The following is a 25,677-nucleotide window of genomic DNA, read 5'->3' on the forward strand; positions in this document are numbered from 1 at the left end:
TATACGTTACTTGCGGCGATCCTCTTGCGCGTGTCGCAATCTATGCCTACGCTTCCCTACACAACACCTAAACAGTCAAGGGGACCTTCACATGACCAATCCGTGCACTGCCGACCCGGAACTGTTCTTCGGCGGCCACACCGAATACGACGACAACGACCGCGATTCCCGCGGACACGGTCGCGGTGGCCCCACCCTGGAAATGCGCCAGCGCGCCGCACACCTGTCCGCAGTCGCCCGCACCGCCTGCCTGACCCGCTGCCCACTGGCCCAGCAGCGCACCTGCGCGCAGATCGCCCTGGACACCGGTGCCACCTACGGCGTGTGGGCCGGCGTGCAGCTGCCCGGCGGCCAGACCCGCAAGATCCCGGTCCTCAACGCCCAGCGCGAGATCCTGGCCGGTATTGCTGACGGCTCGATCAATCCACGCACCCATCCCAGCAACGCCAGGTTGATGCGCGCGGCGACCAGCAGCTCCGCGCCCACCCTGCTAGCACCGCGGCAGGGCCGCGCCGTCGCCGCGCCAGTGCCGACCGATGCACCCGCCGGCGCCACCGCCTAGTAGCCACAGTCCGTTTCGTCACTTGACAGGAGACCGAGCCATCATGGCCACCCATCGCGCTCCGCTCGTCACCGAGATCGCCTCCGAAAGCTCTGCAGAGATCCGCGCGGCCTACTGGGACGCACTCGCGCTCATCGACTCCGGCTGGCAGCTGCGCAAGCTGCGCTTCATCGCGCTCACCGGCGCCGGCGCCATCGATGTGCACACCCCCACCCACCGCGGCCTAACCATCACCAGCGCCGATCGTCACCTCCATCTCGAGCTACCCAACGCCCACATCGCCATCCGGCTGGCTGCAGCCGTCGGGGCGCTGGGCCGCAAGGGCGGCGACTGTCTCAGCGATCTAGCCTGGCTGCTCTCTGATCAAGTCGGCTCCCCGCGGCCCAGGCCGCCACGGCGCGACCCGATCCCCGATCCGACGCTGCTACGCCAGCCCTCGGCCAATCTGCGCACCGCCTTCTGGCTGCTGGTCACGCTGGTCTGCGACTACCAGTGGCGTATCAGCGATCTCGGCGAGACCGTCGCCGACGGCGGATTTATCGCCGAGATCCCCGCCGATGCCACCGTGATCTACCCGGGCACCTGCCAGCCCGACGGCACCACAGCCGCCGCGCTGGCCCGGCTGATCCCGACCCTCGATCACGCCAGCCTGGCCTACCTGCGACACGCCAACACCAATCCCGTCAACCTTGCTTTCGCTCGCGCCAAGCTGGCCACCCGCTCATGAACGCCAACGAGTTCCGCATCGGTCAGCGCGTCTACTTGGCGAGCGCCCCCGAGGTCATCGGTGTGGTCGCCGTCGCCGACACCATGATCGGAGCCGGCGGTCTGAGCTGGGAGCAAGCGCGCCGCTGGCCCGATTTAAGCCCGAACAGGGTGCCGGTGCATTGGCCGGGCTACGACTGGTGGGAAGACCCCACGTTCTTGCAGGGTGCAGCGTGACCGAGCGGCGCCACAACGGCCTGGCCGCCAATATGCGCCGTGCGCGCGAAACCGGGCAACGCACATCCGCCCAAGCCCAGCAGGTTCTCGCAGAGCTACTGGCCAGCGGGCGCTACCCCCACTGGGTAGCGGTCCTGCAGCACCGCGTCGACCACCCCACCGCCTCGCTGCGCGAGCTCGCCCAGACCATGGTGCCGCCCATGACCAAGGACGCCTACGCCGCCCAGCTGCGCCGAGCGCTACAGACAGCCCAGCACCACACCCGCGAGGTCACGACGTCATGACTCGTTGGCTCAGCCCCGAGCACGCGCAGCTGCGCCAGACGTTGCTTGCGTTGCTGTCCCACGGCCGCGCCGTCACCACCGCCGAGCTGCGCACCCGCATCGTCGATGACCACGGATTCAGCGACGTCACCCACGAAACCGTCTATCGCCACCTCGATGCCATGTCACGCACCGGTCACGTGCGCCGCATCACCCACCGCGGCCGCCGCCACATCTACTGGACACGCCGGTCGTCTGCCGTCTCGGCACTGCACGGGCAGGACCGCTGATGACCCTGACCCTCGACCACCGCCATCCGTGCCCTCCAGCGGAATTCTCACCCGACCGGCGCTACCGCTATCGGCTGACCCGGCGGTGGGGCGATGGACCAGCGCTGATGTTTATCTCGGACCGTCCCTCTGGAGCCGACGAACACCACGACGATCCGACCGTACGCCTCGACAAGCGCCTCGCGCGCCGCTTCGGCTACGACGCACTCACCACGTTGAGCCTGTACGCCGGCCAAGCTGCCGACCCAGCCGACCTTGCGGCAATGGACGATCCGATCGGCCCGGACAACGACTCCCACCTCAATCGCGCGGCCGCCGAGCATGACGTCATCGTGTTCGCCTGGGGCGACGCGGCTGCACCGCAGCGCGCCCGAGAGGTAGCCACCCGGCTCTGGCGGATATGCCGCCACACCGGAGGCACCGTCGCCGTGCTGGGCTGGACCCCCGCCCACCAGCCATGCCACCTGCGCGACGTCGCAGCCACCGCACAACTGCACTGCCTGACTGCCCGCGCTCACCTCGACCTGCTCGACGTCGACCCCCGATGGCCGCAGCTGCTCACCAACACCTGCGGCCTCGACGACACAGGCCCTACCGCCGCACACGTGGTTGGAGCACCTTAATGATCCACTGCGCCGACCCCACTGCGACCCAGCTCCGTCCCGTCGCCCCAGCGAGCCGCCTGCGCCCGATCCGCGGACTCGGCAACGAGTCCACCGTCACCACCGTCACCACCACAGATGGTGTGCAGCTCGCCGTGCGCGACTACGGCCCCCGCGATGCCGAGCACACTGTTGTGTTGCTGCATGGCTTTTGCCTCTCGGCTGATTCGTGGTCGGGCCAGATCGCCTATCTGCTGCGACGCTACGGCCAGCGCATCCGCATCGTCGCCTACGACCACCGTGGCCATGGCCAATCATCACAAGCACCGATCGGCACCTACGGCGTTGCCACACTGGCGGCTGACCTCGCCGAGGTTCTGACCTCACTCAACGTCACGGGCCGACTCACCTTGGTAGGCCACTCGATGGGCGGATTTACGGCGCTGGCCTACTACGCCCGCCCAGCCGCCGATCGCCCCGTCGAACCACAAGGCCTCGTGCTGGTGGCCACAGCTGCCGGCCGACTTGGCGAGCGTGGCCTGGGCCGACTGCTGGCCATCCCCGCCACCGCCGCCCTCGTCGGCCTGATCAACCACACCCCGGCACAAGCGCTCAAAGCCCTTTCCGGGCCGCTCTGCGCAGGCTTGGGCCGCTGGCGCGGCGCCGCCGGAGCACCCCGCGCCACACTGGCCGCCCTCGCGGCCGCAGCACTGGCCACCACACCCGTGCCCACCATCATCGGGTTCCTGCCAGCGCTGGCCAATTACGACACCTACCCCGTCCTGGCGGATATCCGCGCACACACGGTTGTCATCAGTGGTGGCGCCGACCTGCTGACACCACCGGCGCATGCGCGCGAGCTGGCCGCCGCCATCCCCGGAGCAACCCATATTCACCTGCACGACGCCGGCCACATGTTGCCCCAGGAGGCCCCTCACATCACCCACGAAGCCATCCGTCGGGCGATGTTCCCCACCGCCGCCGTGCACCTCGTCGACGCCAGCACATCACGACACCTAGGGAGGACCAGCCATGCCCGCTGACTGCAGCGATATCCGTATCGACAGCCACCACAGGCCTGGCCGAACCCAGCTGGGGACCCGACTGAGCTACCGAGGCTGGCTCGTCGACGTAGATCCGAGCCGGGGCACGGTCAGCCTGCCCAACCAGCCTGTACCCCCAGCGAGCTCCGTGGACGACCTGGCTGTCTGCATCGACGCCGCCCAAACCATGACCCGTCGCCGCGCCCGCCCAGTGCCCGCGGCCACCCCGACTCCCCCACCTCCAGCCCAGGCCCTGGCTACAGTCCTGCAGTCGGCCAAACACATCGCGCGTGAGCGGTGGCACCCAACCAGGTTCGACATCTACCAGTGCACCAGTCAGGCCTGGACCGACGCGGACATGCCCGTACCGCACACCGCCCTCATCAGAGTCCTACGCCGCGCACTGCCGCCCAACGTGCTGCTGATCGACTTCAACGACAACAGCACCCGCGCCCAGATCTGCGACCTCTATGACAACGCGATAGCGCTGCTGCTCCCCCGCTCTGCAAATCGATCCGCGCAGGGCGCAGCATGACCGCACCCGCACCCCTGACCTCCGCGCAAGCAGCCGGCCTGTCTCGCGCCGACCTGTACCGGATCGGCATCTGTCCGGACTGCCGCACCGAACCGCATTCACCAGGCCGGCCCCGCTGCGATGCCTGCCACGAGCTGTACCAAGCAGCGCTGACCTGCGGCGACGACCCCGCCACGCCGCGAGAGAGGAACCCAGCAGCATGACCACCTCCGTTGCCACCACCGCGGCCACGGCCGCGCGCGGCACCTACATCGACGCGATCGCCGTCGACGAGCTGTTCGTCGACAAGACCTACCAACGCGACCTCGACGAGCACCGCGCACGCAAGCTCGCCGCCAACTGGGACCGCCGCCTCGCCGGCGTCATCGAAGTCAGCGACCGCGGCCCCGACCACCAACCCCGCCGCTACGCCATCATTGACGGCCAACACCGATGGGCCGCAGGCCAACTCATCGACCCGCCGCCAATGATGGTCGCCACCATCCACGAAGGCCTGACTGTCGCCGACGAGGCCCGCCTGTTCGACCGGATTAACCGGGAACGGCGCCGCCCCTCCACCTGGGATCACTGGCATGCCCGCAAGGGCGCCGGCGACCCCGACGTCCTCGCGATCGAGCAGGTGGCCGCCGATCTCGAACTGACCATCGACTCGGCTCCTCGCGAAGGCAACGTGCGCTGCACGTCAACCCTCGAAAAACTGCGCGCGCTCGGCGGCGTCGAACTCGTCGGCGACACACTCAAACTCATCATCGACGTCTGGGACATCCGCCTGGATGCGTTCGACGCCCCCATCGTGCATGGCATCGGCCTGGTGCTGCACCACCTGCGCGACCGCATCGACCTAGAACGCCTCGCCGACACGCTGCTCGGCATCCCCGGCCCGCGCAATCTCAAGACCCGCGCCCTAGCGCTCGGCGAACACCAGGGCGGCACCCAGCCCGTGCTCACCGCGCTCATGATCATGTTCCTGTACAACAAGAACCGCAACGTGCCCGGCGAACGAATCTCAGTCACCGCCCGCACATTCGGCGGCGGCGCACGCAACGCGCGCTCCCTTCCACGGATCGCTCAGACCGCATGACCGCCACCACCGCGCCCGCCATGACGTCTGCCACCGCACCCTCGACGAGCGCGATTACCCGCCTAACCCCACCACGCGCGAACGATCACAGCCGAGCCTCTGACGACACCCGCTGTGCGCCCCTGAGAGCGTCGTTCACGCCGATGCGGCCTAGCGGCACGGTCTACGTCAGCGCCGCACCGCTACGGCGCGCCCAGGCCGCCTGCACGTGCAGCTGGAGGGGCCGCCGACGGCTCATCCGCGACATCGCGGTCCTCGACGCGCTCACCCATGCCGCAAAGACAGGATGTCAGCCGGCCAACCCGCTGATCTGGCCGGCGTCAAGACCCTTCAACCACACCGCGCCAGGCCGACCTTCGGGTCGGAACCAGCCCCGCACGCAACCACGTGCGACACAGCTGTCACAAACTTCGGCGCTGCTCACAGAGGCATACAAGCGATACGACAACCCCTCGAATCGCCGATTTTATGCCCCTGACCTCGCCCATATGGGGCGTATGGGGCCGTGTCCTTAAGAGTTCATCGACTAGCGCAGTGGTCCGATGGACATCACGACTAGGTAAAGGAGGCCTTCTCCCCCCACTTCTCAAAGCCGCTCATTCGAGCGGCCACCTGACAACTCCATAGCGGGACCGAACGAAGACAGATGTCCCCCACAAGGGGGGAACTGGGAGGAGTTCTAAGGCGAATCCTCGGGACGCGAACCCCGAGCTTCTGGTGAGACCGAAGTTAGCCGCTTCGTTCTCGCGGTCCCCGGAATTCCGAGGAGAACAACCGTGCAAGGTCGTTCTCAGGGTAACTCCTACCCTGAATACGGATCAACACACTCCGCCGGACTTCCACGAAAACGCGGCCTGACCTGCGGAAACACCCGCAGCTCTTGGGCGTGTCGCAAACGTGGAAACCGGCAGATACACATTCGCCATGCGCGGCCGCGCGTGCTCGCTTCCGACGCCGCACTAGTCCGCCAGCGCGTGGAAGCCCACGCAGCGCCACTACGCCTCCGTGGTGCCCGCCAGCGCGTGCTGGCCGCCGTCTTAGGGCTGCTCTGTGGCTGGTCACGCGTCACTGACGACGCTGTGCGGCTGCGCCAGATCGCCGAGGCTATCGTCGCCGATCACGGTCGCCTCTACGACCTCAAGACAGTCGGCCGCGCACTGGCATCGCTCGCCGATGACCAGCTGATTACCTACCGCCCCGCCCGCGGACGAGGCCAGCACGCCGAGATCGCCATCCACCCCCAGTTCCTGGCCGACGTAAGAATCCTTGCCCGCGACGCCGACGGCCGTGTGATTACCCATTCCGTCACCTTTTCTGACTCGCCACCTCTTATAAGCCAAGAACCTCACCCCCCTACCCCCCGCCACCATCGAGCCGTCCCCGACCCACGACCGACCGCGGTAAATGTCAATCCGGCAGAAGTCCGCACCGTGCTGCGCGAGCTGCCCGCGGTTTACCAAGGCCTTCCCGCTGGGCTGCGATGGCGGCTAGGCGGCGAGATCCGCAATCAACTCGCCGCCGGCTGGCTGCCCGAACAGATCCTGGCCGTTTTGAGCGCACCGATGCCCGCCGACGTGCACCGCCCGTGGCGCCTGGCGCTCTACCGACTCCGGCGAAACATCATCGGCGCAGGTCCACGCCTCAGGCCGCTGCAACAAGCCTGGGATGAACGGCACGCAGCGGCTGAACGCCAGGCCGCCCAGGAAACCACAAACCGGTGGTTGACGGCGGTGACCGCCGCCACGGACGAACGCCTCCGCGACCAAATCCTGCAGGCGACCGACCAACTCAAGCCGGCCTCATGGAGGCCCGTGGTCAACCCCAAGGCCGCACTCGCACACGCAGGCCGCATGGCGCTGCGCGAGTTCCCCACCGAACCGCTGGGATCAGCGCTGCGCCGCTGGACAGCCAACATCCTGGGCAACACGCAGTCGGCTGCGACCCCACCGCCGCCCACCGACGCCAACCTGACCAGCCTGATCGCGCCGGCATGTGGCGACAGCCACACCTGCGTGTCCTGCCAAAACGCGCCCGGCTCGATCCGGCCGCAACTTCCATTACCCACCCCCATCTGCGACGACTGCTGGATCCAAAACGCCGACCCCGAGCTGCTGGAGGACATTCCCGCATGACCGAGATCACCGAGCGCCCACCCCGAACCACACGGCCGAGACACCCCAGCCGCAGCGACGCAGCACCCCCCGACGACTACGGCCGCCAACCCCCGCACGACGCGGCCGCTGAGCAGTCCGTGCTGGGCGGGATGCTGCTCAGCAAGGACGCCATCGCCGACGTGGTGGAAAAGCTGCGGCCCGACGACTTCTATCGACCAGCCCACCGCAGCGTCTACGACGCCGTGCTTGACCTATACGGACGCGGTGAACCCGCCGACCCCGTCACCGTCGCTGCAGAACTGGACCGCCGAGGCATGCTCCAGCGCATCGGCGGTGCTCCGTACCTGCACACCCTCATCGCCACCGTCCCCACCGCCGCAAATTCCGGCTACTACGCGAGCATCGTCGCTGAAAAGGCTCTGCTGCGCCGCCTTGTCGAAGCCGGCACCCGCGTCGTGCAGTACGGGTACGCCGGAGCCGAAGGCGCCGAGGTAGAAGAGGTCGTCGACCGCGCCCAGGCCGAGGTCTACGACGCCACGCAGCGCCGCGCGAGCGACGACTTCGTAGCGCTCGATGACCTGCTGCAGCCGACGTTGGACGAGATCGACGCCATTTCAAGCGGCGGTGGACGTGGCAGCGGGGTGCCGACCGGCTTCCCAGAACTGGACGAAGTGACCACCGGTCTACACGGCGGTCAGATGGTGATCGTGGCCGCGCGCCCCGGCGTCGGCAAAGCCCTGGCACTGGACACCCCCCTCCCAACCCCGACCGGATGGACGACGATGGGCCGCGTTGAGCCTGGCGACGAACTGCTCGACGCCGCTGGCCGTCCCACCCGGGTTGTTGCCGCGACCGACGTGCTGCACGGGCGCCCGTGCTACGAGCTGACCTTCAGCGACGGCACCCGGATCGTCGCCGACGCCGAACACCAGTGGCCAACACCCTCCGGTGTGCGCACGACGGCGCAGATCTGGCGCGAGATGGCGCGTGCCGGCACAGTCCGGCTCATTAGCGGCGCACGTCTGCAGGACGCGACGCCCGCGTCGAACAGCTTGGCGCATGCCCCGATGGACCGCGCCGCATTACCGCCCCCAGCGAGCCCCCCTGCCCCCTATGGCCCATATGGGTCATTAGTACAGGTGCTGGCGTCGGTAACTGAGCAGGTAGCCGCACGGCGACAACGATGGCGCATCCCCGGCGCGGTGCGGCACGCCATCGTCGCTGTGCGCAGGGTCAGCAGCGTGCCCGTGCGCTGTGTCCAGGTCGCCAACGCAGACCATCTCTACCTCGCTGGACCAGGCGCGGTACCTACTCACAACTCCACTCTGGCACTGGACTTCATGCGGTCCTGCTCGATCAAACACGACCTCCCCAGCGTCGTGTTCTCGCTGGAAATGAGTAAGTCTGAGATCGTTATGCGGCTTCTGTCGGCAGAGGCGAAGGTGAAGCTCCAATCGATGCGGTCGGGCCGCATGAGCGATGACGACTGGGTACAGCTGGGCCACTGCATGGCGCGCTTAAACGAACGGCCACTGTTCATCGACGACTCGCCGAACCTGACCATGATGGAGATCCGCGCCAAAGCGCGCCGACTGCACCAGCGCGTCGGTCTGAAGCTGATCGTCGTCGATTACCTGCAGCTGCTGACGTCAGGCAAGCGCTACGAATCACGCCAGCAGGAGGTATCGGACTTCTCACGCAACCTGAAGCTGCTAGCCAAGGAACTCGACGTGCCGGTGGTGGCGATTAGTCAGCTCAATCGCGGCCCCGAACAGCGCTCCGATAAGAAGCCGATGCTCTCTGACCTGCGCGAATCCGGCAGCCAGGAACAAGATGCAGATATAGTCATCCTCCTGCATCGCCCAGATGCGTTCGAGCGCGACGACCCGCGCGGTGGCGAGGCGGACTTGATCCTGGCCAAGCACCGCAACGGTCCGACCAAGACCATCACGGTGGCGCACCAGCTGCACCTCTCGCGGTTCTCCCCTATGGCCCATATGGGCGACTATCAGTGATTAACTTATATAAGTACAGCTATGGCTAGCTGAGTAGGAGTATAGGAAGGTGAGATAATCCGCGGTATGCTACCCCTACATATAGGAAGCGCAGCGCAGCATAGTAGCTATTAGCCGAAATATGCTAAAGGGTGCTAGGTAGAGATGAGCTAACGATAGAGCTATATAGCAGGCATAGCTGTAGCGAAGGTCCACAAAGCACAGTGAATACGAGCAGAGATAACCATTGATAAGATCAAGCAAGCCAAGCTAGGGGAGACAGGTATATGACCACACCAGGTACATCAAGGAAAGCCCGGAAGTGCGTGCTGGCGAATCAAAAGGGCGGCGTGGGGAAGACGGTGATCACCGTCCAACTCGGCCATGCCGCCGCCGCGGCGGGCCTGCGCGTCCTCATAGTCGACGCGGATCCACAAGGGAACATCACGCGGTCGCTCACCCAGTACAACAACGCTGAGCCACCCCCGGTCTCTTTGGCAGACGTACTTGACCGCCGCGCACAGATCCGCGTGCAAGACGCCATCCTGCAGACCCGCCGAGAAGCGATCTCGCTACTCCCGTCCGGCTTCGACGAATTACAGGCAGTCCAAGACGCCCTCATTGGTAAGCCAGGGTCAGAGCACTCCATCACACGGGCACTACGAGAAGTCGAAGCCGAGTTCGACTTCGTCTTTATCGACACCAGGCCCGCCACCGACCTAATTACCCGCAACGCCCTGATGGCCGCTGACAAGCTCGTGATCGTGGTTCAGCCGGAGGACTGGGCCGTCGGCGGACTGCAGATGACCCTCAGCGCAGTCGAAGACCTGAAGGAGTATCTCGATAAGGACCTGGAGGTCGCCGGCTGGATCATCAACGCCGTCGACGGCCGCCGCAGCGACCATAAAGAAACCATCGAGCTACTTGAAGGCATGTCGGTCGAGGAGGGCATCACCATCCTCGGAGAGCACATCCCCGCGATCGCTGACCTCTCCCGTCTCAGCGCAATCGGATGGGGCTGCGACGAACACCCGAAACCGACACCACGAATCCGCAACATGGTGACCGTATTCGCCAAGATCCTCCAACAACTCTCCGACCAGGTCCCTGTGCCCCTGCCCGCGCCCGCGGCTGATGGATCCGACCGTGTGCCCGAAGGAGTTAGTGCATGAGCAGCGCCATTCCGAAGCCGCCGCCGCCCACAAGGCCCCGGCGCAGCTCGATCGCCCAAGCCGCGCAGAGCGAACCACCCGCACCCAGCCAGGCCTATGACGCCGCCACAACAGGGACAGAACCAGCGGCCCCATCGGTCGCGACAGTGCCACCACAGCCCGAACCGCCACGTCCGGCCCCCGAACCCCCACGTCCGGCCAGCACCCCGACCACGACGTCAGGCGCCAACTCCAAACGGCTCGGCGGCAACTCCAAGGATCTGCTGCTGACCTTGCCCGAGGAGGAAAAGGACCGCATGGTCAACACCGTTACCTGGACATCCCCACACACCGGTATCAAGCACCAGTCGAAGTTCATCCGATACGCGATCGCCAGGCTGTGCGAGGATCTAGAAACCAAATACAACAACGGCGAGGCATTCCCGCCGCCGGCCGTCTCCAGCATGTGAGCTGCCGCGCCGTGAGGCAGGATGACGAGAGCCGTCGCGCGGTGAACACGTCCAGGACGAACAGCCGCCGCAGCAGCAGCAGCGACCGGCCTCTGCGCTGCATACCCGGACTATCCGTCAGTGGAATACTGACGGGGTGGCGATCCGACCCAGGGTGAGTCGCGCAGAGCTATCGCGAGCAATCACCAGAATCGTCAATCGGCGCGTGAAAATCGACGACCCCAATCGCGAGAAGCTGCCGGACTCACCCGACGCCGATCCCCGCGAAGTCCTGGACTACCTGCTCAGATACAGCGGCCCCGAAATCCCCAGCGATGTCAAGCAGGCCGACGTAGCCGACATGCTCAAGCTCAACAACTGGCTGTGGTGGGAAACCCAGCGGCGCGAACTTCAAATCTTGAAGATCGGCCGCACCCGCGGCCTGTTCCTCAGCCAGCTCGGCGCCCAACTCGGCGTCAAAAAGCAGGGCATCCTCGACCGGATCGATCGAATGGAGGCGCTGCTGCGCCACGACCGCCCCGACGAGCAGATCAGCCGCGATGAGCGGCGTCGCAAAAGACAAGCGCGGCAACGCCATGACGCTGAGGAGGCATGGCTTGAGGCGCATCAAGACCAGCTGCTGACGCTTATCGAGCGCATGGTCAGCCACGCCAACCGGTACGGCGTCGACGGTGACGACCCAGAACTGGGCAGATGGGTCGACGAGCTCGCTGCCGACGCCCGCGACCACGCCCTGACGTCGACGACGATGGTCATTCTCGGCCTGGCCGTCGACGAGCTGCGCTCGGCGCCGGGGTCCTGGCCCTCGACGGCACCCGCCCGCATGCCGTGCACAGCGACATGGCGCGCGCCGAGCTGCTGCGCAGCAGGTTCGCAGAGCTGATTTCACCGCCAGCGACCCACGCGGCGTCCTGACGTGCACGTTGTGGCATTGAGTCAGAAGCTGGTGCATACCTACGATTAAGGTGTGGCTGGCGAAAAGGGCTCCGAGGAATCCGCGGCCGGTATTTCTGAGCGTGAAGAACAGTTAGTCGACCGCAATGCGCGGGCGATAGAGATTGACCGTGACCTTGACGCCATCGTCAAAGGTGCCCACGACAGCATGCTTGATTACCGAGAACGCCTAGATCGCATTTCCGCCGAGATTGAACAGCACGTATCGACGATGCAATCTCAGCTGAGTGACACGCCGATGGGAACGGCCGAACTGCATCGATTCCTACTTGCCAAACAGCAGCAGATAGCCACGATACTGGCTGAGGCGCAGGCCGATGCCAGCCGTCGTCGCGAGCAACTCGCACGGCTGAACTACCCCAATCGCCTCGATCGCTAAAGCCCAAAGCCACTGGTCAGCACCGCTTCAGTGTGCCAGTGCAGGCCATCGCAGGGTGAGTGGTGGCGGGGTGGTGACCTCGGTACAGTGACCGATCATGGAGCGTTCTTTGCTGCAGCAGCACCTCGACCAAGTGCGCGCTGATCTGCGTCGTGCGCGATCTCTATTCGGGGATTCGCCCCTTCCACCGCCGGCGGCTATTCCGCCCGACGAAACTATGGTCAAAAAGTGGGTCCGATAAAAACTGCCTAACGAGACACCGAACGGGGCGAAAGAATAGTGACGGTAAAGGAACTGAGTCAGGCGACGACCCACCCAAATACGGGGATGAGCGAGCCTGTGCCCACAACTTTCCTACCGAAGGCTCTCGCTCGCGTTCTCGATGCGCGAGTGCCGCGTTTGACGCGGCTCGCCGGGGGAGGCTGGTGAGGCATGGGTTCCTATGACGATCTGCGTCACATCATTAAGCACATCGCTGAGGAAACCGGCGACCCGAACGCTTGGCAACAGGGGTTGACCCCACAGCAGATCCGCGACGTCAACGGCTGGCTAAACAGCGACGGCGCCGGGTTCAGGGGTTACAGGGATCCCGAAACCGGAGTGGTCTACGAGGACCGTTCCCACCAGAACAGCTCCGTCAACCCTGCGGTACCCGACGATGCGCTCGACCGAATCCGCAATATGCATCCAGAACTGTTTAACCCGGAAACCAAGGCGGCAGTGATGCCTGCGCCACCTCCGGCCGCTCCTGCGCCACCTCCGGCCGCCCCCGCGCCGCCGGGGCCTTCCGGAGGCGACGCCGACGCCCAACAGGGCGAGGGCGCCGAGGCGATCAAGAAACTCGAGGATTCCCTGAAGGGCCAGAACTCGAAGGTCGCCGAGGCGGACCGCACCTTGGCCGCTGCGGTGCTCAATGCGTTCTCAAACACTGTGGAGGGCAAGCAGAAGCTCGCAGTGCTGCAGCAGTCCATCGAGGACGCCGTGAATCGGCAGACTGCGTTGGACACTCCGATGGGTGCGCGCGAATTTCAGAAGTTTCTGCTGTCCAAGCAGAAAGAGATCATCGACGTCGTGGCCGAGGCCGACCTCGATGACAAGTCCAAGCGCGAGATACTGGCCGGCCTCTACGCGCTCAACGCGGCCCCTCACCCCGAGAAGGCCGACGAGTCGGACCCGAACGCCAAGAACGCTGGCGAGCAAGCTGACGGTGCCGGCAACGGCGGCGGTGACAACGCCGGAGCCGGAGCCGGAGCCGGCACTACTCCTCCGGCTGGATCCAATGTCGGCGCCACCGGTGATCCACTGGCCGATCTTCTCGGAGATCCTCTGCTCAGCGATCCGGGCCTACTCGGCGGCGATCCTCTAGGCGGGATGGGGTCACAACTACCGCAGATGCCGATGCCGACGATGCCGTCCATGCCCGGCCTCGGCGGGGGAGGACTGCCCGGCCTGTTCGGCGGTGGCGGCGCTCCGGCCGCGTCGGGCCTGTCCGATCTGCTCAAACCCAAAGACAACACAGACGAACCAGACCCGGTCGCGTCACTGCTCGACGACCCTCTACTGGGCGCCCCGCCTGAAGGCAGTGAAGGCAGCGAGCAGCCACAGTCCCCGCTGGATCCGGACAAGCCCGAGGGGGAGAAGGCCGAAGACGACAAACCAAACAATGAACAGCCGACGTCTGGCGCGCCGGTGCCGGGACCGCTGGCGCCTCCCGTGCCGCCCGGCACCGGACCGACCGAGGTTCACCTACCCAACGGTCAGACAGTCACCGCCCCCAACCCGCAGCTGGCCAACGTGACCAAGGCGATCTCGGAGGGCACCCCGATAGCCGATGCGTTCCGCCAGAACGGCATGACGATCGCACCCCCAGGTGCAGCGGTGCCCAATCCCATGGATCCCTCGCGGCTGACCATGGGTGCCGTCGGTCAATTCACCGACCACCAGGTCTATGCGATCAACAAGGATCTGGCATTCATCGACGGCCAGATCCGCCCGATCTCGGATGTGAACGGCCGCCCCGGGTTCCTCGGATGGATGCCGCCACCGGAGCTGCCGGCCGCTCCGCTGGCACCACCGACGACCTCTACGCCGGCCGATCCAGCGGCACCGACCAGCACACCCACCGCGAACAACAACACCGGTACCGGAACGACGTTGCTAACCCCGACGGGTCAGCGATAGGAGGACATCATGACCGAGCCCATCCACGTCACCCCCGAGGTGCTCCGCGACGCCGCCGACGGGCACCAGGCCGCGGCCGAGTACCTGCGTACAGTGCCGGCCTCCAACGAGGACATCCAGGCAACTCTGGATTCCCTGGGACCGGTGTACGCCGAGCTGCGCGAGGAAGCCCGCATCAAACTCGATGAGCGGCGCCAGAACTACGAGGCCCAGGCCGCCGATCACGACGCCACCGCCGCCGGCCTGCGACAGGCTCACGCTCTGTGGGACAACCACGAGCGCAGCTCCACGACCGCATTCCGGGCGCTCACCGGCGACGCATGAACGACCAGCCCAACCCGGAGTTTGACGCTGTGCACCCCAGCGGCATGATCCTGTTCCGGTCATGCCGCGGCGGGTTCATGCACAGCGTCGCCCTCAGTGAAGACGTAATGAACACCGACTCCGCCAGCCTCGCTGAGGCGATCTTGCGTACCGCGCAGGTGTCGTTTGTAAAAGCAGCCCTGGAAGTACGCGCCGAGCTGATTGCTGGTAACCCTGACGAAGGACCATCAGCGGCCGTCCCTACCCCGCAGGACCTCGACGAGGCGCTCGTGGCGCTCAACGCGCACACGCTGCCAATGAATCAACACTGATCGACCACTGAAAGGCCTTGCTGCGGAAGGGTGAAACGCGACGAGGCGAAACCCGATATCCTCCTGGACCAGGGGCAGACCGCTACTCGAACCTCCCCCCTTGACAGCGGTCTGCCCCTCTCTCATCTCTCATGCCAGACCGGTTTGCCAGCGGCATACCATAGACGTCCGACACTAGGATGGACTATGATGAGTATGGAAAGAGGGACACGGCCGGTGAGAGGAGGAAAATCGTGACCAACACAATCACCTCCCTGGCAGCCGGCATCGCCGACAGCGCCCACGCGGGCCAGCGTGACAAAGCCGGACAGCCCTACATCGGGCACGTCCGACGCGTGGCCAGCTACATCGACGACCCGCACGACACCGCCGCGGTCGCAGCAGCCCTACTGCACGACACCCTCGAAGACACCCCGATCACCGCCGCCGACCTCGCCGACCGCGGCATCCCAGCGCAAGTGATCGCCGCCGTCGAACTGCTCACCCGCCGCGAGAACCAATCACCGGCCGACTACTACGCCCAAATCCGCCAACACCGGATAGCCCGCGAAGTCAAACTCGCCGACCTGGCCGACAACACCGACCCCGACCGGCTCGCGATGCTGCCCGAAACAAGACGAACCCGGCTGCTGCACAAGTACGCCAACGCCTACCGGGCGCTGGGAGCCAACCCCGCCGACGGCCACCGCCGCCGCGCAGCCCACCGCCGCCGTGTGCCGGGCTAAAAGCGAAGGGGGACGCCGATGCGATACACACTTGAAGAAACTCGCCGGCACCCAGCTACTGCCCCCTCCACGCGCCGACGCGCCGGCGCCGGCCTGGGCGGGCAAGCCCAGCGAGGAACCCGCCGAAATCTATGCGACCCACTCACGCCAGGTCGCCAACGCCGCACTCAACACCCTGCTAGAAGCGCTACGCCACGAGCCGGCGATGACCGAGCAACTTCAGGCCGCGATCGCCGGCAGCCGCGCCGAACTGGTCGGCCTGGAGCACCGCATCAAGGCACCTTCGTCGCTGGCGCGAAAGATCCGCAAGAAAGAGATCGAGAAGATGCAGACTCCCGAGCAGGCCGCGACCCGGCTCGACGACACCATCCGCTACACCGTGACCACGGAACGGGTCGCCGATCTGGTGCCCACCCTGACCGCCTCGATCACCACACTGACCGCCCACGGCTGGACAGTGCGCAGCGCCGAGCATTCGTTTGTAAAAGGCAACCCATACAAGGGAATTCACATCATCGTCGCCAACGAAGCCGGCCAGCGCTGCGAGATCCAGTACCACACCGAATCCGCGCTGGCGACCAAGAACCGCGGGCACAAGGAATACGAGCTATACCGCGACGTCGACCTGTCGCCAGAGGAGCGCAAACGAGCGTTCGAGCGCTGCGTGCGCCTGTGGGACGACGTGCCGACACCACCGGGCCTACGCAAGCTGACCACTCTGGGCGGGGTCGCCGTCGAACTCAAGGACTACCGCCCCAAGCCCGCACCCAAGCCGAAGTGAAGATTGGAGAGCAACACATGAGCGCGCTCTACCTGGTCAAGGACGGTGACCGCACCGTCGCGCTGACCGCCGAACGCGACGGCCGACTGCACTGCTACGTGCCCAACGTCGATGCGTTCGTCTACAACAAGCCAATGTCGGTCGATTTCCTCATCGACCGGGAGATGGACTACGAGCCGGTTACCGCACAGGACGCCGCCGCCATCATCAAAGAGGGCGCCATCGGCAAGATCAACGGCCGCACCAACAAGTCGCTGCTCGACTGGGCCAAAGGCGAGACCCGCCGCCTGGACCCTGCTGAGGTTCTGGGATCCAACACACTGGTCGACGACCCTCTGCCCACAGCGACCGAAGTCGCCAACGCCAAAGCGGCGGTGCTGCGCAAGACCCCGCTGGGCCGCTGGATCGTCTACAAGACCTACACCAACACCGGCAATCGACAGCCCGCCCTACAGATGGCCAGCGACCTGCGCAACCGCCGGATCAAGGCGTTCCGTGACATCCCGGTTCGCGCACGCGTCCTCGACAGCGAGGACGGCGCGAGTCTGGTCGTGCAGATCAGCCGCGCTGCCAGCAGGCGGAGCTCAGCCGCCGAGCCGATAAAGGCGCGGCCACGCGCGGCCGCCGCGGCAGCCCGCGCCAAGAAACGCTAAGCCCTGGTGCTCGACAGCGGGCCACGCCGTTACAGCGGAGCCTGGAGTGAACAGGGGAGTGGAGTGGCAAGCACGGCGAGTGGCCCATAGTGCCCCTATGGCCCATAGGGGCGCTATGGGAAGGGATTCGCCGGCGATTCCTGTCGGTGCCTGCCGCGATACTCCAAGCGAAACCCGCACCAAGAGAGGCGAATACGTGACTGTCCTGTTCCTCGACACCGAGACCACCGGAGTGCACGACGACCGCCGCGCTTGGGAAATAAGCATGATCCGCCGCGTCGCCGACGCCGATGACACCACCATCACAGTCTTCGTCCACATCGACGACATCGATCTCGACCACGCCGACCCCAAAGGACTCGACGTCGGCCGGTTCTATCAACGCCACCCCGCCTTCGGCGCCGCCCTCGGCCCCGACCAGCATCACCTCAGCGAGAGGGAAGCCGCAGAGATCGTCGACGAGTGGACCGCCGGCGCGGAGATCTTCGGCGTCCGACCCCGCTTCGACACCGTGACCCTGGCCAACGCGCTGCGCCGCCACCGCCGCGAGCCCCGGTGGTGGCGCGACCCCGTTGACATCACCGAGCTCGCCCGCGGCTGGATGCTTGCACATGGACAGCTCCCACGCCGCAACCCGGAAGCCCTCTCAGAGCAGTGCGGCATCGACATCCCCACGCCAGATCTGCGCCACACCGCCTACGGCGACGCCGAATGGGTTTTGCGCTGGTACGACCACCTACATGCGCCCGCGCTGACCGCCAACACCACATCTACCGGACTAGGACGACCGGGCCAACAGGGACATCCGGAGGTGGCCAGTTGCGCCAGCGGCGCGCCAGAACACCTGTCGGTGGCCATCGCCCAGTAGGGCGGGGGAATCGTCACGTGACACCGCCTGTCATTGCACCCCTACTCGCGACGTCGCTCGTGATCTGCATCGCCCGGCCGATCACGGCAACGATTTGCCGCATGTGGGCCACATCAACCTCTCGCAATCCACCCGAGCGTGATTGTCCAACGCGAGGCCGATTCGCATCACAGGCCGCCGACAGCAGCACGTAGGAAACACCGTTACGGATAAGGCTGGCGTTAGGTCGTTAGGTCGTGGCGTCGTCGACGTCGGCGGTGAGCGCATCAGGTGGCAGCCAAAGCTGCATGTTCACGCGGGAGCGGCCATTGGCGCTGGCGGCCTTTAGCTCGCACACGGCCAGCCAGCCCCCGTCGGCACGTCGTATCCACGCGATCTGCCGGCCCCGCATCGAAGGCTCCAGCAAGAGACCGCCGCTTTTCACAAACATCGGCAGCTCATCCTTGCGGATCCCACTCGGAGGAAAGATTCGCGCGGTGTCGATGCTCACCTCTCGGCAGACCCGGAACAGCGTCGGGTAGTCCGCCGAATCCTCCCAGCCATCGAACATGGCGATCGTGGGGAACATATGTTCGATAATGCCAGAACCGTGCTGCAGGCCTGGTGGTTCAGAAGATGACGGTGCCCTCGTCGTCATCAGGTGGGGGAGTGGCAGTCGTGAGGCCGCTGTCATCCCCGTCCTCCTCTGCCAGGGTCGCATGCAGGGCATCCCATCCTCGATCAGACAGTTGCCCGCGCCCGTTGCCGACCACCAGCATCGCCGCGGCGACGTCGGCGAGGGTGTCCCGATCCTCTGTGAACCGGTAATACAGGTTGGGCTCTGCGACGCAGACCTGATCCGGCGGCCCGCCGGCCAAGATGTCGTGCACCAGCGCGACCAGCTCCGCGTCACCGCCAAGGATCCCGCCGGCGACCACGCCGCCCTCCTCGGCGACCGGCCGCTCCAACTGGGTGTAGGCGATCACCCCGCGGTCGGTGGTGAACGTAAACGTCGCTAGCGCCATCACCGCCCACCCCCAGAAGGGGACAAGGAAACCGCACGCCACATCCCTTGCTGCGACATGCCCAGGGTGGCCAAGCGCGCTGCGGTCACCAACAGTAGATCCCGTGCCGGCACGCTGAGCCTGGCGACATCGACGTCGCGGATGCTCAACGTGACTGACCCGGCAGAGCCGAAGTCGAAGGTGCCTGTCCACGTCAGGCTGCCCGCACCCTCGGCCACCCGCGCCAGCAGCCCGCCCAGCACGCCGACATTGCCAGACGCGCCGACGACAACTGGGGGACTACCAGCGATCTCGGCGGGCTGCGGATTCATGGCGTTCAGGGTATCGCCGAAGGACCGCGGGCGTACTCATCTCGGCAGGGGACACGGAAAACGCAGATCAATGCTAGTTTCCAGGGGTGTGCCGGGCCATCGCCGAAGGGGGACGCCGCTGCCCGTGCACCCGCGGCGACCGACGCCGCGCCTACCAGCGACTGCGCTACGCCGTCGGCAAAGCCGCCACGGCCGCCGTGGCCACCACCGGACACGACACCGCCGACACAGCGGGCACCGGCACCGCGCTGCAGGAGCTACAACAGCGCCGCGTCGCCACCACCCGCGCCGTCAACGACGCGCTGGCACTCATCCGCGAGCCCAGCCGGACACTGACCGCCGAGGACCGCGCCACCTACACCTCAGCGGTTGTCGACCACGGCACCGTCCTACGCGACATCGCCACCCACAAGATCGAGCAAGCCTTCATCGACCACGGCGTCGACGACGCATCGGTGGTCGCTGAAGCGCACGACGTGGCCCAGCGCCTGGCGTCCATCGACGCCGACTACGACCAGATCCGCGCCCGCACCGACCGCTACCTGACCGCCGACGGCAAATCGTTCATCAGCGACGAGGCCGCCGCCGAGATCGACGCCACCCGCAACGCCTACATCGCCGCCAAGCGCGACGTCCTCCAGCAGGCCGCGAAACGCTCCGCCGAGATCAACGAACTACGCACCACCATCACCAAAAACGCCTACTACCAAGAACTATCGCAGGAACGCAGCTTCGGCGGCGCCCAGTTCACCCCCACCAACCACAGCAAAATGACCAAAGCCGACCGGGAAATGTGCACCACCAGCACAGCCCTATACCCCGACGAAATGGTCGAGCGCTCCGCCGCCCTGGGCGGCATGCTCGCCAAACGCTCGAAGGCCCGCGCGCACTACAGCGCCGCCAAGCGCCAAACCACGCGCCGAACCCGCGTCGAAGTCCTCGACCTGCGCCGCTCCCTTCAACAAGACCGACTCACCTCGATAACCAGCTACTACGTCGACTCACCGGAGGCCATGGCAACCGGGACCGGCACACTCACCGACACCTATGCGCGTCCCTACGCCACCGTGGAACGCACCCCCGAAAACGAACGCCGCATCACCGAGCTACTGGCACAGTTCAACGCCACTCGCAAGAAACCGGCCACTATGCACTTCGCCACCCACACCGACGCCGCCGGCCAGGCCCAAGAGGTGATCTACGTGCGCGGCGCCGGCAAGCGCGCCACCGTGCAACACGCCGGCACATCCGCCGAGATCACCTACAACGACACATCCTCGATGACCCACGAGCTAGCCCACCGAATGGAAGACCGCAACCCCGAAATCAGCATCGCCACAAAGCATTTTCTGAACCGCCGCACCGAGGGACTGCCCAAAGAGCGCTACCACCGCAAAGAACTGGTAGTGCCAGACGGCTTCGCTCACCGCTACATGGGCAAGGACTATCCCGGCAGCAACTACACCGAACTGTTCTCGTGCGGCATGGAAGCCGTCGCCCACGGCCGCTTCGGTGGGCTACGCGGCCACACCAAAGTCGACCTGACCGCACCTAGCGCAACGAGCAACCTCGACCAAGTCAACCCGCCGCGCGCCGACCCCGAGCATCTCGCGCTTGTGCTGGGTCTGCTTGCCACCGCGAACAAAAGGCTCAACTGAACGCCGCCCCACCTCGAACGCCGCCCCACCTCGCCCGGCGAGGAATAGCCCCTACCCGGATTTGCTGGACTATCGATCCACTGTCCCAGGGCGGAACTACCCTAGCGATCGTCACAAGGGATGCGCAGACAACGCTGACGGGAGGTAGCGATGGACGGTGAGACCCGAGGCAATGACATCACAGCGCTGACGGCACAACGCGACGCCCTCAAAAAGGAGCTGGCCGACCTGCAACACCAGATCGAGGCTGCCGAACGCGCAGCGGTCGACCGCAAGGTCCTAGCCGCCGCGATCGAACAGGCACAGCGCGACCGAGACGCATTGACCAGCCCCACGGTGGAGGACCTGCGAGAAACCGCCGAGAACCTGTGCGATGCGATCGAGCGCGCGTGGACAGGTCTGATCGACACCGTCGGCGCCTGCGAAACCATGGCCGCTAAGGCTCCCGAGGTACCTCCTCCGCCGGCGCTGCCCGCAGCCCTCAGCGCCACCGGTGCCGCCCGTACCCAGCTGATCGAACAGCTCCACGCGGCAGACATCGCTTACCTGACGCTGCCCGAGATACCTCCGTTCACCACCGTGGTTACCAGGAGCGCCGATGGCCCGCGGTAAGTACTCCCATCGCAAGGCCAACCGCGACCACAAGTCACTGGAGGCCGAGATCGACAGCCTCACAACACAAATCAGCGACGCACGTAAGCGCCTGGGGGCAGCGCAGACCGCGGCCCGCGACCGGTCGGAACTGGACGCCAAACTACGCAGCTGCCTCAATGAGCGTGACACCGCGGTCGCCGACGAACGACAACGCCTTACCGCTGATATCGAAGTGCTGCGCAACGTGTTGGCGCGCAGCCAAGAGGTGTCTGAACCCGTGAACACCGCATGGGTCACCTACCTAGAGACCTACATCGAACAACGAAAGGCCGGGTCGGCAGAACCCGTAGAGGCCATCGAGTCGGTAATGGGCCTGCTCAACGAGGGGATGGCGGGAGTCATCGACTTCGACGGCTGGGCCGTACGACGAAAGCTCGGAGCAGAGGCCACCGTCCGAATCGACCAAGCGCGCGGCGCCCGTTCAGCGAACTACAAAATGCCGCGCCGCGAGACGGTCGTCGACGCGTCCGCGCTGGCGCCACGCGCCCTGCGGCCGCAGTGGAAGGCCTGGCTGGCGTCACACACCGACAACGACCGCGCCCCGCAACCGCCTGAGCGCGTCAAGGAACTGATCGATCAATGGCAGCGGGCCACTCCGTATACCCTCACCCCGACCGCCGCACTCGCCGGCCACCCGCATCCGCGCGTCGACGCCACCATCGACACCGAGCACCCAGTGGCACGACTGCTAGGACTTGACCTCAACGGCCCCGAAACCGCATCACCTCGCCAACAACCACCGACCATCGACCCGCTGCTATCAGACCGCGCGTTCTACGCGCTGCGCGACCCCTGGGAGGTAGCCGACGGGCTCCTGCCGCTGTGGCGCCTGGGCCGCAACACGATTGGCGACACCGGTCGCCTGCCGACACCTCTGCACCCGCCGCCGCGCCACCCATCACCAGCCGACGCGGTCGCACTGCGCCACTGGTATAGCCTGGCCGCAGCCGGCGCATGGGCGCGCAGCGACGGCACCGAATCATCCCGTGGCTACGGGGAAACCGCCGTAGCACTGGCCGCGGCATCGAACTTCTGGATGCCGCCAGGACAAGTTCACGGCTACCTCGACTCCGATCCCATCACCAACGACGACCGCGCTCGAATCCGACTGGCCTACCCGAACGTGTTTCTGGCACTAGGCAAACCGATCGTGCTCGAAGCCAACCCTGCCGCCGAACCCGTCGACACCGAACGGCTCGAAGCCATCACCCTGCGTCTTGTTCAGGCCCGAAAATTCACCAATTCGAGCAACTGGGTTCTGTCGAACCTAACCGCAGTCAACCAAATCAACGTGCTGGACCTCATCGCGGCCCGCGGCGCCCTGATCGAGGGCGTCCTGCTACTCAGCGACTACCAGGGCATTCCCAACGGCCGACTTGCCTGGTGCGTCGCTGTGCCGGCGCGCACCGGTGTCCTGGGACGGTGGGCGCTGCCAGCCCAACGCGACCGCACGGCCTACGCAGACCAGGTCGATGCGCTCCTCGCCGTTGCGGCCTGGGCCGACTGGCATGAACCCGCCGACCCGGAGGCCACCACCACGAGTCACCGGCGTAGCGCCGCTCTGCAGCACGCCGCCGCCGCCGGCAAGGTGCATGTCCTTAACGCCACCCGCACAGCGTCGACTGCAGCGCGGCCCAATCCGACGGGCCGCACCGTGACGGCACACATCCGGCGCGGGCACTGGCGGCGCCAGCACGTCGGCGTCGGGCGCAGCCAGATCCGCATGGTCCGCGTGTCGCCGGCCATCGTCGGGGCTGGGAATCGGCCGCTCAGCACGCCGATCTATCGACTTCCGTCCAACCCTGCGGTGCCCGGATGACCGCAAGCTATGACGTCACCGAAATAGGACGTTAGAACTCTGAGGGCGCGACCCCCTGCCGACCGGCCTGCACACCGATGTGGCACAAACCGGATACCATGTGCTACATGCAGAGGATCGGTGTCCGCGAGCTGCGCCAATACGCCACCCGCTACCTCGAACGCGTGAGCGCCGGCGAAATCATCGAAGTCACCAACCAAGGCCGACCGGTCGCACGCCTGATGCCGATCGCCACCGACCCTGCCTGGGTCGAGCTGATCAACGCCGGCGAAGTAACCCCGGCCCAGCGGCCCCGCACCGACCTGCTCACCGCTGCGCCCATTCCATGATCTACCTCGACACCACCGCTGTAGCCAAACTCATTGCCGCGCAACCGGAAACAGAACCGCTGCGCGATTACCTCAGCCGACACTGCGACGTCCGCTGGTTTACCTGCGCGCTGACCCGCGTCGAGCTCGCCCACGACCTACCCGACGCCGGCGAGGCCATCCACACCGCCACCACCGCCCTGGACACCGTCAACGTCAGCGACCGTCTACTCGACGCCGCAATTCGAGTTCGAGCCACCGCGACCGTCGTCGACGCCCTACATATCGCCGCCGCTCAGACCGCCGCCACCCTGACCGCATTCATCACCTACGACCCCGACCGGGCCGCCGCCGCCCGCGCCGCAGGACTGCCCGTCGCCCATCCCGGATCAACGGAGGTGCCATGAAACGTCGATACCGACGCAAACTCGTCACCCTCAGCGCCGCGGCCCTGGCCGCGGGCGCGCTGGCCATCGGCGCCGCAGACCACACCCAATGGCCACTATCGCCGGCGCCGCCGGCCGCCCCCGCCCCACCACCCACTGCGGCCGCCGGCGACATCGCCCGGCTGCTCGCACAGATCCCCACAGCGACAACGATCACGCCGGTGGCCGGCTACGACCGAAGCTGCAAGAAAGGCCACAGCTGCGTGTTTGGCCCGGCGTGGAACGATCCACTGGACCACTCCGGCTGCGATACGAGATCGAGAGTCCTCGCCGCTCAACTGCACGACGTGCAATTCAAACCAGGCACCCGCACCTGCAAGGTCACCGCAGGATGGGTCCACGACCCCTACACCGGACAGCGAATCACCTTGGAGGACATCGCCGTTGACCATGTGGTCGCCTTACGCTACGCATGGGACGCCGGCGCCTGGCAGTGGACACCACAGCAGCGGGCCATCTTCGCCAACGACACCGATAACCTGCTGGCGGTCGACACACGGGAGAATTCCGCCAAGGGCGACTCCGGCCCCTCCGAATGGCTGCCCGCCACCGGCCAGTGCGCATATGTGATCCGGTTCCTCAGCGTCGCCGCGAAGTACCAACTCGCGATCGCGGACGCCGATCGCCACGCGGCCATGATCGCTTGCCCCGCCGGGGTCGCCTCCTAACCCCGCTCGGCGTAAATCAGTGAAACGGCGACCCCTCCCACCGAGATACACTCCGCTAGAAATGTGCTACATCGCCTGAGGGGTGGTATGAACACCAGATCTGCTTGGCTCTGCGAGCGCGACGTCGCACAGCGGTCCGGACTTCCCGGCCCCCTGGTCGCCGATCTGCTACCGCGCCTGCCCACCCCGATCGACGTCGACTACACCGACACCGCCCAGGTGTACGACGAGGACAGCGCATACCGTGCACGCCTGGCAGTCCACATGCTGCACAACGGGATTCGACTGCGCTTCATCCGCCTCGCCGTTCGTGAACCCATGACACTCGCTGAACTCAAGCGCGCTTGCCAGCAATGGGCAACGATGCCAACCAAAGCCCACCAACCGGTGCAACCGCTCGGTGCCCTGCCGCGCTGGGCGCTCTGGCACGTGACCGTCCTCGTCGTCGCGGTACTGCTGTGTGCCGCGGCCACCATCACCATCGGCTCGATACCCCCACTGAAACCATGACCAGAACTGACCTCGCCGGCGCGATCAGGCTCCCCGGGCTCCGAGACCGCGATCGCCCCCACTGAGCCGACCCGCA

32 protein-coding genes are annotated in these 25,677 nt (G+C 66.0%); 29 read left to right on the forward strand and 3 right to left on the reverse strand.

The features are described 5' to 3' along the window. Positions 1 to 91 precede the first annotated feature (91 nt). The 22 genes from RMCN_RS04115 (at position 92) to RMCN_RS04225 (ending at position 18,223) form a co-directional block, all read left to right on the forward strand. Positions 92 to 562: a WhiB family transcriptional regulator gene (locus RMCN_RS04115; RefSeq protein WP_067387499.1), complete on the forward strand. Its 471-nt coding sequence runs from the start codon at positions 92 to 94 to the stop codon at positions 560 to 562. A 43-nt stretch (positions 563 to 605) separates the two neighbouring features. Next, complete coding sequence (locus RMCN_RS04120; RefSeq protein WP_067387501.1) at positions 606 to 1,289, forward strand: hypothetical protein; 684 nt, start codon at positions 606 to 608, stop codon at positions 1,287 to 1,289. Beyond that, positions 1,286 to 1,504 carry a hypothetical protein gene (locus tag RMCN_RS04125; RefSeq protein ID WP_067387503.1) on the forward strand — a complete coding sequence of 73 codons (219 nt, stop codon included), beginning with the start codon at positions 1,286 to 1,288 and terminating at the stop codon, positions 1,502 to 1,504. The genes RMCN_RS04120 and RMCN_RS04125 overlap by 4 nt, the downstream gene beginning before the upstream one ends. Continuing rightward, complete coding sequence (locus RMCN_RS04130; RefSeq protein ID WP_234787562.1) at positions 1,501 to 1,788, forward strand: helix-turn-helix domain-containing protein; 288 nt, start codon at positions 1,501 to 1,503, stop codon at positions 1,786 to 1,788. Before RMCN_RS04125 ends, RMCN_RS04130 begins: the two co-directional genes overlap by 4 nt. Beyond that, the gene (locus RMCN_RS04135) at positions 1,785 to 2,057 is read left to right on the forward strand and encodes a helix-turn-helix domain-containing protein (protein ID WP_067387504.1); all 273 of its coding nucleotides are present in this window, start codon (positions 1,785 to 1,787) and stop codon (positions 2,055 to 2,057) included. The genes RMCN_RS04130 and RMCN_RS04135 overlap by 4 nt, the downstream gene beginning before the upstream one ends. Next, entirely contained in the window at positions 2,057 to 2,680 is a 624-nt protein-coding gene (locus RMCN_RS04140) for a DUF1643 domain-containing protein (RefSeq protein ID WP_067387506.1), read from the forward strand. The genes RMCN_RS04135 and RMCN_RS04140 overlap by 1 nt, the downstream gene beginning before the upstream one ends. After that, positions 2,680 to 3,702, forward strand: coding sequence for an alpha/beta fold hydrolase (locus RMCN_RS04145; protein WP_067387508.1), 1,023 nt, complete (start codon positions 2,680 to 2,682; stop codon positions 3,700 to 3,702). Before RMCN_RS04140 ends, RMCN_RS04145 begins: the two co-directional genes overlap by 1 nt. Positions 3,703 to 3,850: 148 nt before the next feature. Continuing rightward, positions 3,851 to 4,237, forward strand: a complete 387-nt coding sequence (locus tag RMCN_RS04150) for a hypothetical protein (RefSeq protein WP_131808515.1) — start codon at positions 3,851 to 3,853, stop codon at positions 4,235 to 4,237. 199 nt (positions 4,238 to 4,436) lie between these two features. Next, complete coding sequence (locus RMCN_RS04155; RefSeq protein ID WP_067387512.1) at positions 4,437 to 5,318, forward strand: DUF6551 family protein; 882 nt, start codon at positions 4,437 to 4,439, stop codon at positions 5,316 to 5,318. Between the two features lie 1,022 nt (positions 5,319 to 6,340). Next, a complete protein-coding gene (locus tag RMCN_RS30790) occupies positions 6,341 to 7,450 on the forward strand; it encodes a hypothetical protein (RefSeq protein WP_131808516.1) in 1,110 nt (369 codons plus the stop codon). After that, the gene (gene dnaB / locus RMCN_RS04170) at positions 7,447 to 9,447 is read left to right on the forward strand and encodes a replicative DNA helicase (protein ID WP_084377127.1); all 2,001 of its coding nucleotides are present in this window, start codon (positions 7,447 to 7,449) and stop codon (positions 9,445 to 9,447) included. The genes RMCN_RS30790 and dnaB overlap by 4 nt, the downstream gene beginning before the upstream one ends. Positions 9,448 to 9,713: 266 nt before the next feature. Continuing rightward, a complete protein-coding gene (locus RMCN_RS04175) occupies positions 9,714 to 10,598 on the forward strand; it encodes a ParA family protein (protein ID WP_084377129.1) in 885 nt (294 codons plus the stop codon). Continuing rightward, a complete protein-coding gene (locus tag RMCN_RS31350) occupies positions 10,595 to 11,047 on the forward strand; it encodes a ParB family protein (protein WP_234787563.1) in 453 nt (150 codons plus the stop codon). The genes RMCN_RS04175 and RMCN_RS31350 overlap by 4 nt, the downstream gene beginning before the upstream one ends. Positions 11,048 to 11,252: 205 nt before the next feature. After that, complete coding sequence (locus tag RMCN_RS04185) at positions 11,253 to 11,930, forward strand: hypothetical protein (protein ID WP_234787564.1); 678 nt, start codon at positions 11,253 to 11,255, stop codon at positions 11,928 to 11,930. Between the two features lie 84 nt (positions 11,931 to 12,014). Continuing rightward, positions 12,015 to 12,380 carry a DUF4226 domain-containing protein gene (locus RMCN_RS04190; protein ID WP_067387517.1) on the forward strand — a complete coding sequence of 122 codons (366 nt, stop codon included), beginning with the start codon at positions 12,015 to 12,017 and terminating at the stop codon, positions 12,378 to 12,380. A gap of 432 nt (positions 12,381 to 12,812) precedes the next feature. Then, positions 12,813 to 14,561, forward strand: coding sequence for a DUF4226 domain-containing protein (locus RMCN_RS04195; RefSeq protein WP_067387519.1), 1,749 nt, complete (start codon positions 12,813 to 12,815; stop codon positions 14,559 to 14,561). Positions 14,562 to 14,570: 9 nt separating this feature from the next. Then, complete coding sequence (locus RMCN_RS04200) at positions 14,571 to 14,885, forward strand: type VII secretion target (RefSeq protein ID WP_067387521.1); 315 nt, start codon at positions 14,571 to 14,573, stop codon at positions 14,883 to 14,885. Next, positions 14,882 to 15,196 (forward strand): DUF2694 family protein, encoded by a 315-nt coding sequence (locus RMCN_RS04205; RefSeq protein WP_067387523.1) that lies wholly within the window; start codon positions 14,882 to 14,884, stop codon positions 15,194 to 15,196. Before RMCN_RS04200 ends, RMCN_RS04205 begins: the two co-directional genes overlap by 4 nt. A 179-nt stretch (positions 15,197 to 15,375) precedes the next feature. Next, positions 15,376 to 15,921, forward strand: coding sequence for an HD domain-containing protein (locus RMCN_RS04210; protein ID WP_084377131.1), 546 nt, complete (start codon positions 15,376 to 15,378; stop codon positions 15,919 to 15,921). A 31-nt stretch (positions 15,922 to 15,952) separates the two neighbouring features. Continuing rightward, positions 15,953 to 16,702 carry a RelA/SpoT-related domain-containing protein gene (locus RMCN_RS04215; RefSeq protein ID WP_067387525.1) on the forward strand — a complete coding sequence of 250 codons (750 nt, stop codon included), beginning with the start codon at positions 15,953 to 15,955 and terminating at the stop codon, positions 16,700 to 16,702. A gap of 17 nt (positions 16,703 to 16,719) precedes the next feature. Then, positions 16,720 to 17,355, forward strand: a complete 636-nt coding sequence (locus RMCN_RS04220; protein ID WP_067387527.1) for a hypothetical protein — start codon at positions 16,720 to 16,722, stop codon at positions 17,353 to 17,355. Between the two features lie 196 nt (positions 17,356 to 17,551). Then, the gene (locus RMCN_RS04225) at positions 17,552 to 18,223 is read left to right on the forward strand and encodes a 3'-5' exonuclease family protein (RefSeq protein ID WP_067387529.1); all 672 of its coding nucleotides are present in this window, start codon (positions 17,552 to 17,554) and stop codon (positions 18,221 to 18,223) included. A gap of 229 nt (positions 18,224 to 18,452) precedes the next feature. On the opposite strand, the gene RMCN_RS04230 is transcribed toward RMCN_RS04225, so the two are convergent. The 3 genes from RMCN_RS04230 to RMCN_RS04240 are packed head-to-tail and all read right to left on the reverse strand — an operon-like array spanning position 18,453 to position 19,538. Continuing rightward, entirely contained in the window at positions 18,453 to 18,791 is a 339-nt protein-coding gene (locus tag RMCN_RS04230; RefSeq protein ID WP_234787566.1) for a hypothetical protein, read from the reverse strand. A gap of 40 nt (positions 18,792 to 18,831) precedes the next feature. Further along, positions 18,832 to 19,227 carry a hypothetical protein gene (locus tag RMCN_RS04235; protein ID WP_067387531.1) on the reverse strand — a complete coding sequence of 132 codons (396 nt, stop codon included), beginning with the start codon at positions 19,225 to 19,227 and terminating at the stop codon, positions 18,832 to 18,834. Next, the gene (locus RMCN_RS04240; RefSeq protein ID WP_131808517.1) at positions 19,227 to 19,538 is read right to left on the reverse strand and encodes a hypothetical protein; all 312 of its coding nucleotides are present in this window, start codon (positions 19,536 to 19,538) and stop codon (positions 19,227 to 19,229) included. The genes RMCN_RS04235 and RMCN_RS04240 overlap by 1 nt, the downstream gene beginning before the upstream one ends. Before the next feature lie 86 nt (positions 19,539 to 19,624). Here RMCN_RS04240 and RMCN_RS04245 point away from each other — a divergent pair, with 86 nt between their 5' ends. From RMCN_RS04245 to RMCN_RS04275, 7 genes are all read left to right on the forward strand, one after another. Further along, positions 19,625 to 21,196 (forward strand): hypothetical protein, encoded by a 1,572-nt coding sequence (locus RMCN_RS04245; protein WP_067387535.1) that lies wholly within the window; start codon positions 19,625 to 19,627, stop codon positions 21,194 to 21,196. A gap of 150 nt (positions 21,197 to 21,346) precedes the next feature. Then, on the forward strand, positions 21,347 to 21,808 hold the full coding sequence (locus tag RMCN_RS04250; protein ID WP_067387537.1) for a hypothetical protein: 462 nt from the start codon (positions 21,347 to 21,349) through the stop codon (positions 21,806 to 21,808). Continuing rightward, positions 21,795 to 23,669 carry an AcrVA2 family anti-CRISPR protein gene (locus RMCN_RS04255; RefSeq protein ID WP_067387539.1) on the forward strand — a complete coding sequence of 625 codons (1,875 nt, stop codon included), beginning with the start codon at positions 21,795 to 21,797 and terminating at the stop codon, positions 23,667 to 23,669. Before RMCN_RS04250 ends, RMCN_RS04255 begins: the two co-directional genes overlap by 14 nt. 107 nt (positions 23,670 to 23,776) lie before the next feature. After that, complete coding sequence (locus RMCN_RS04260; protein ID WP_067387607.1) at positions 23,777 to 23,998, forward strand: type II toxin-antitoxin system Phd/YefM family antitoxin; 222 nt, start codon at positions 23,777 to 23,779, stop codon at positions 23,996 to 23,998. After that, on the forward strand, positions 23,995 to 24,384 hold the full coding sequence (locus RMCN_RS04265; RefSeq protein WP_067387541.1) for a PIN domain-containing protein: 390 nt from the start codon (positions 23,995 to 23,997) through the stop codon (positions 24,382 to 24,384). Before RMCN_RS04260 ends, RMCN_RS04265 begins: the two co-directional genes overlap by 4 nt. Then, positions 24,381 to 25,091, forward strand: a complete 711-nt coding sequence (locus tag RMCN_RS04270; protein ID WP_067387543.1) for an HNH endonuclease family protein — start codon at positions 24,381 to 24,383, stop codon at positions 25,089 to 25,091. Before RMCN_RS04265 ends, RMCN_RS04270 begins: the two co-directional genes overlap by 4 nt. A gap of 87 nt (positions 25,092 to 25,178) precedes the next feature. After that, positions 25,179 to 25,601 carry a hypothetical protein gene (locus tag RMCN_RS04275; protein WP_067387545.1) on the forward strand — a complete coding sequence of 141 codons (423 nt, stop codon included), beginning with the start codon at positions 25,179 to 25,181 and terminating at the stop codon, positions 25,599 to 25,601. Positions 25,602 to 25,677 lie beyond the last annotated feature (76 nt).

This window comes from Mycolicibacterium novocastrense, assembly GCF_001570485.1.
Classification (GTDB): domain Bacteria; phylum Actinomycetota; class Actinomycetes; order Mycobacteriales; family Mycobacteriaceae; genus Mycobacterium; species Mycobacterium novocastrense.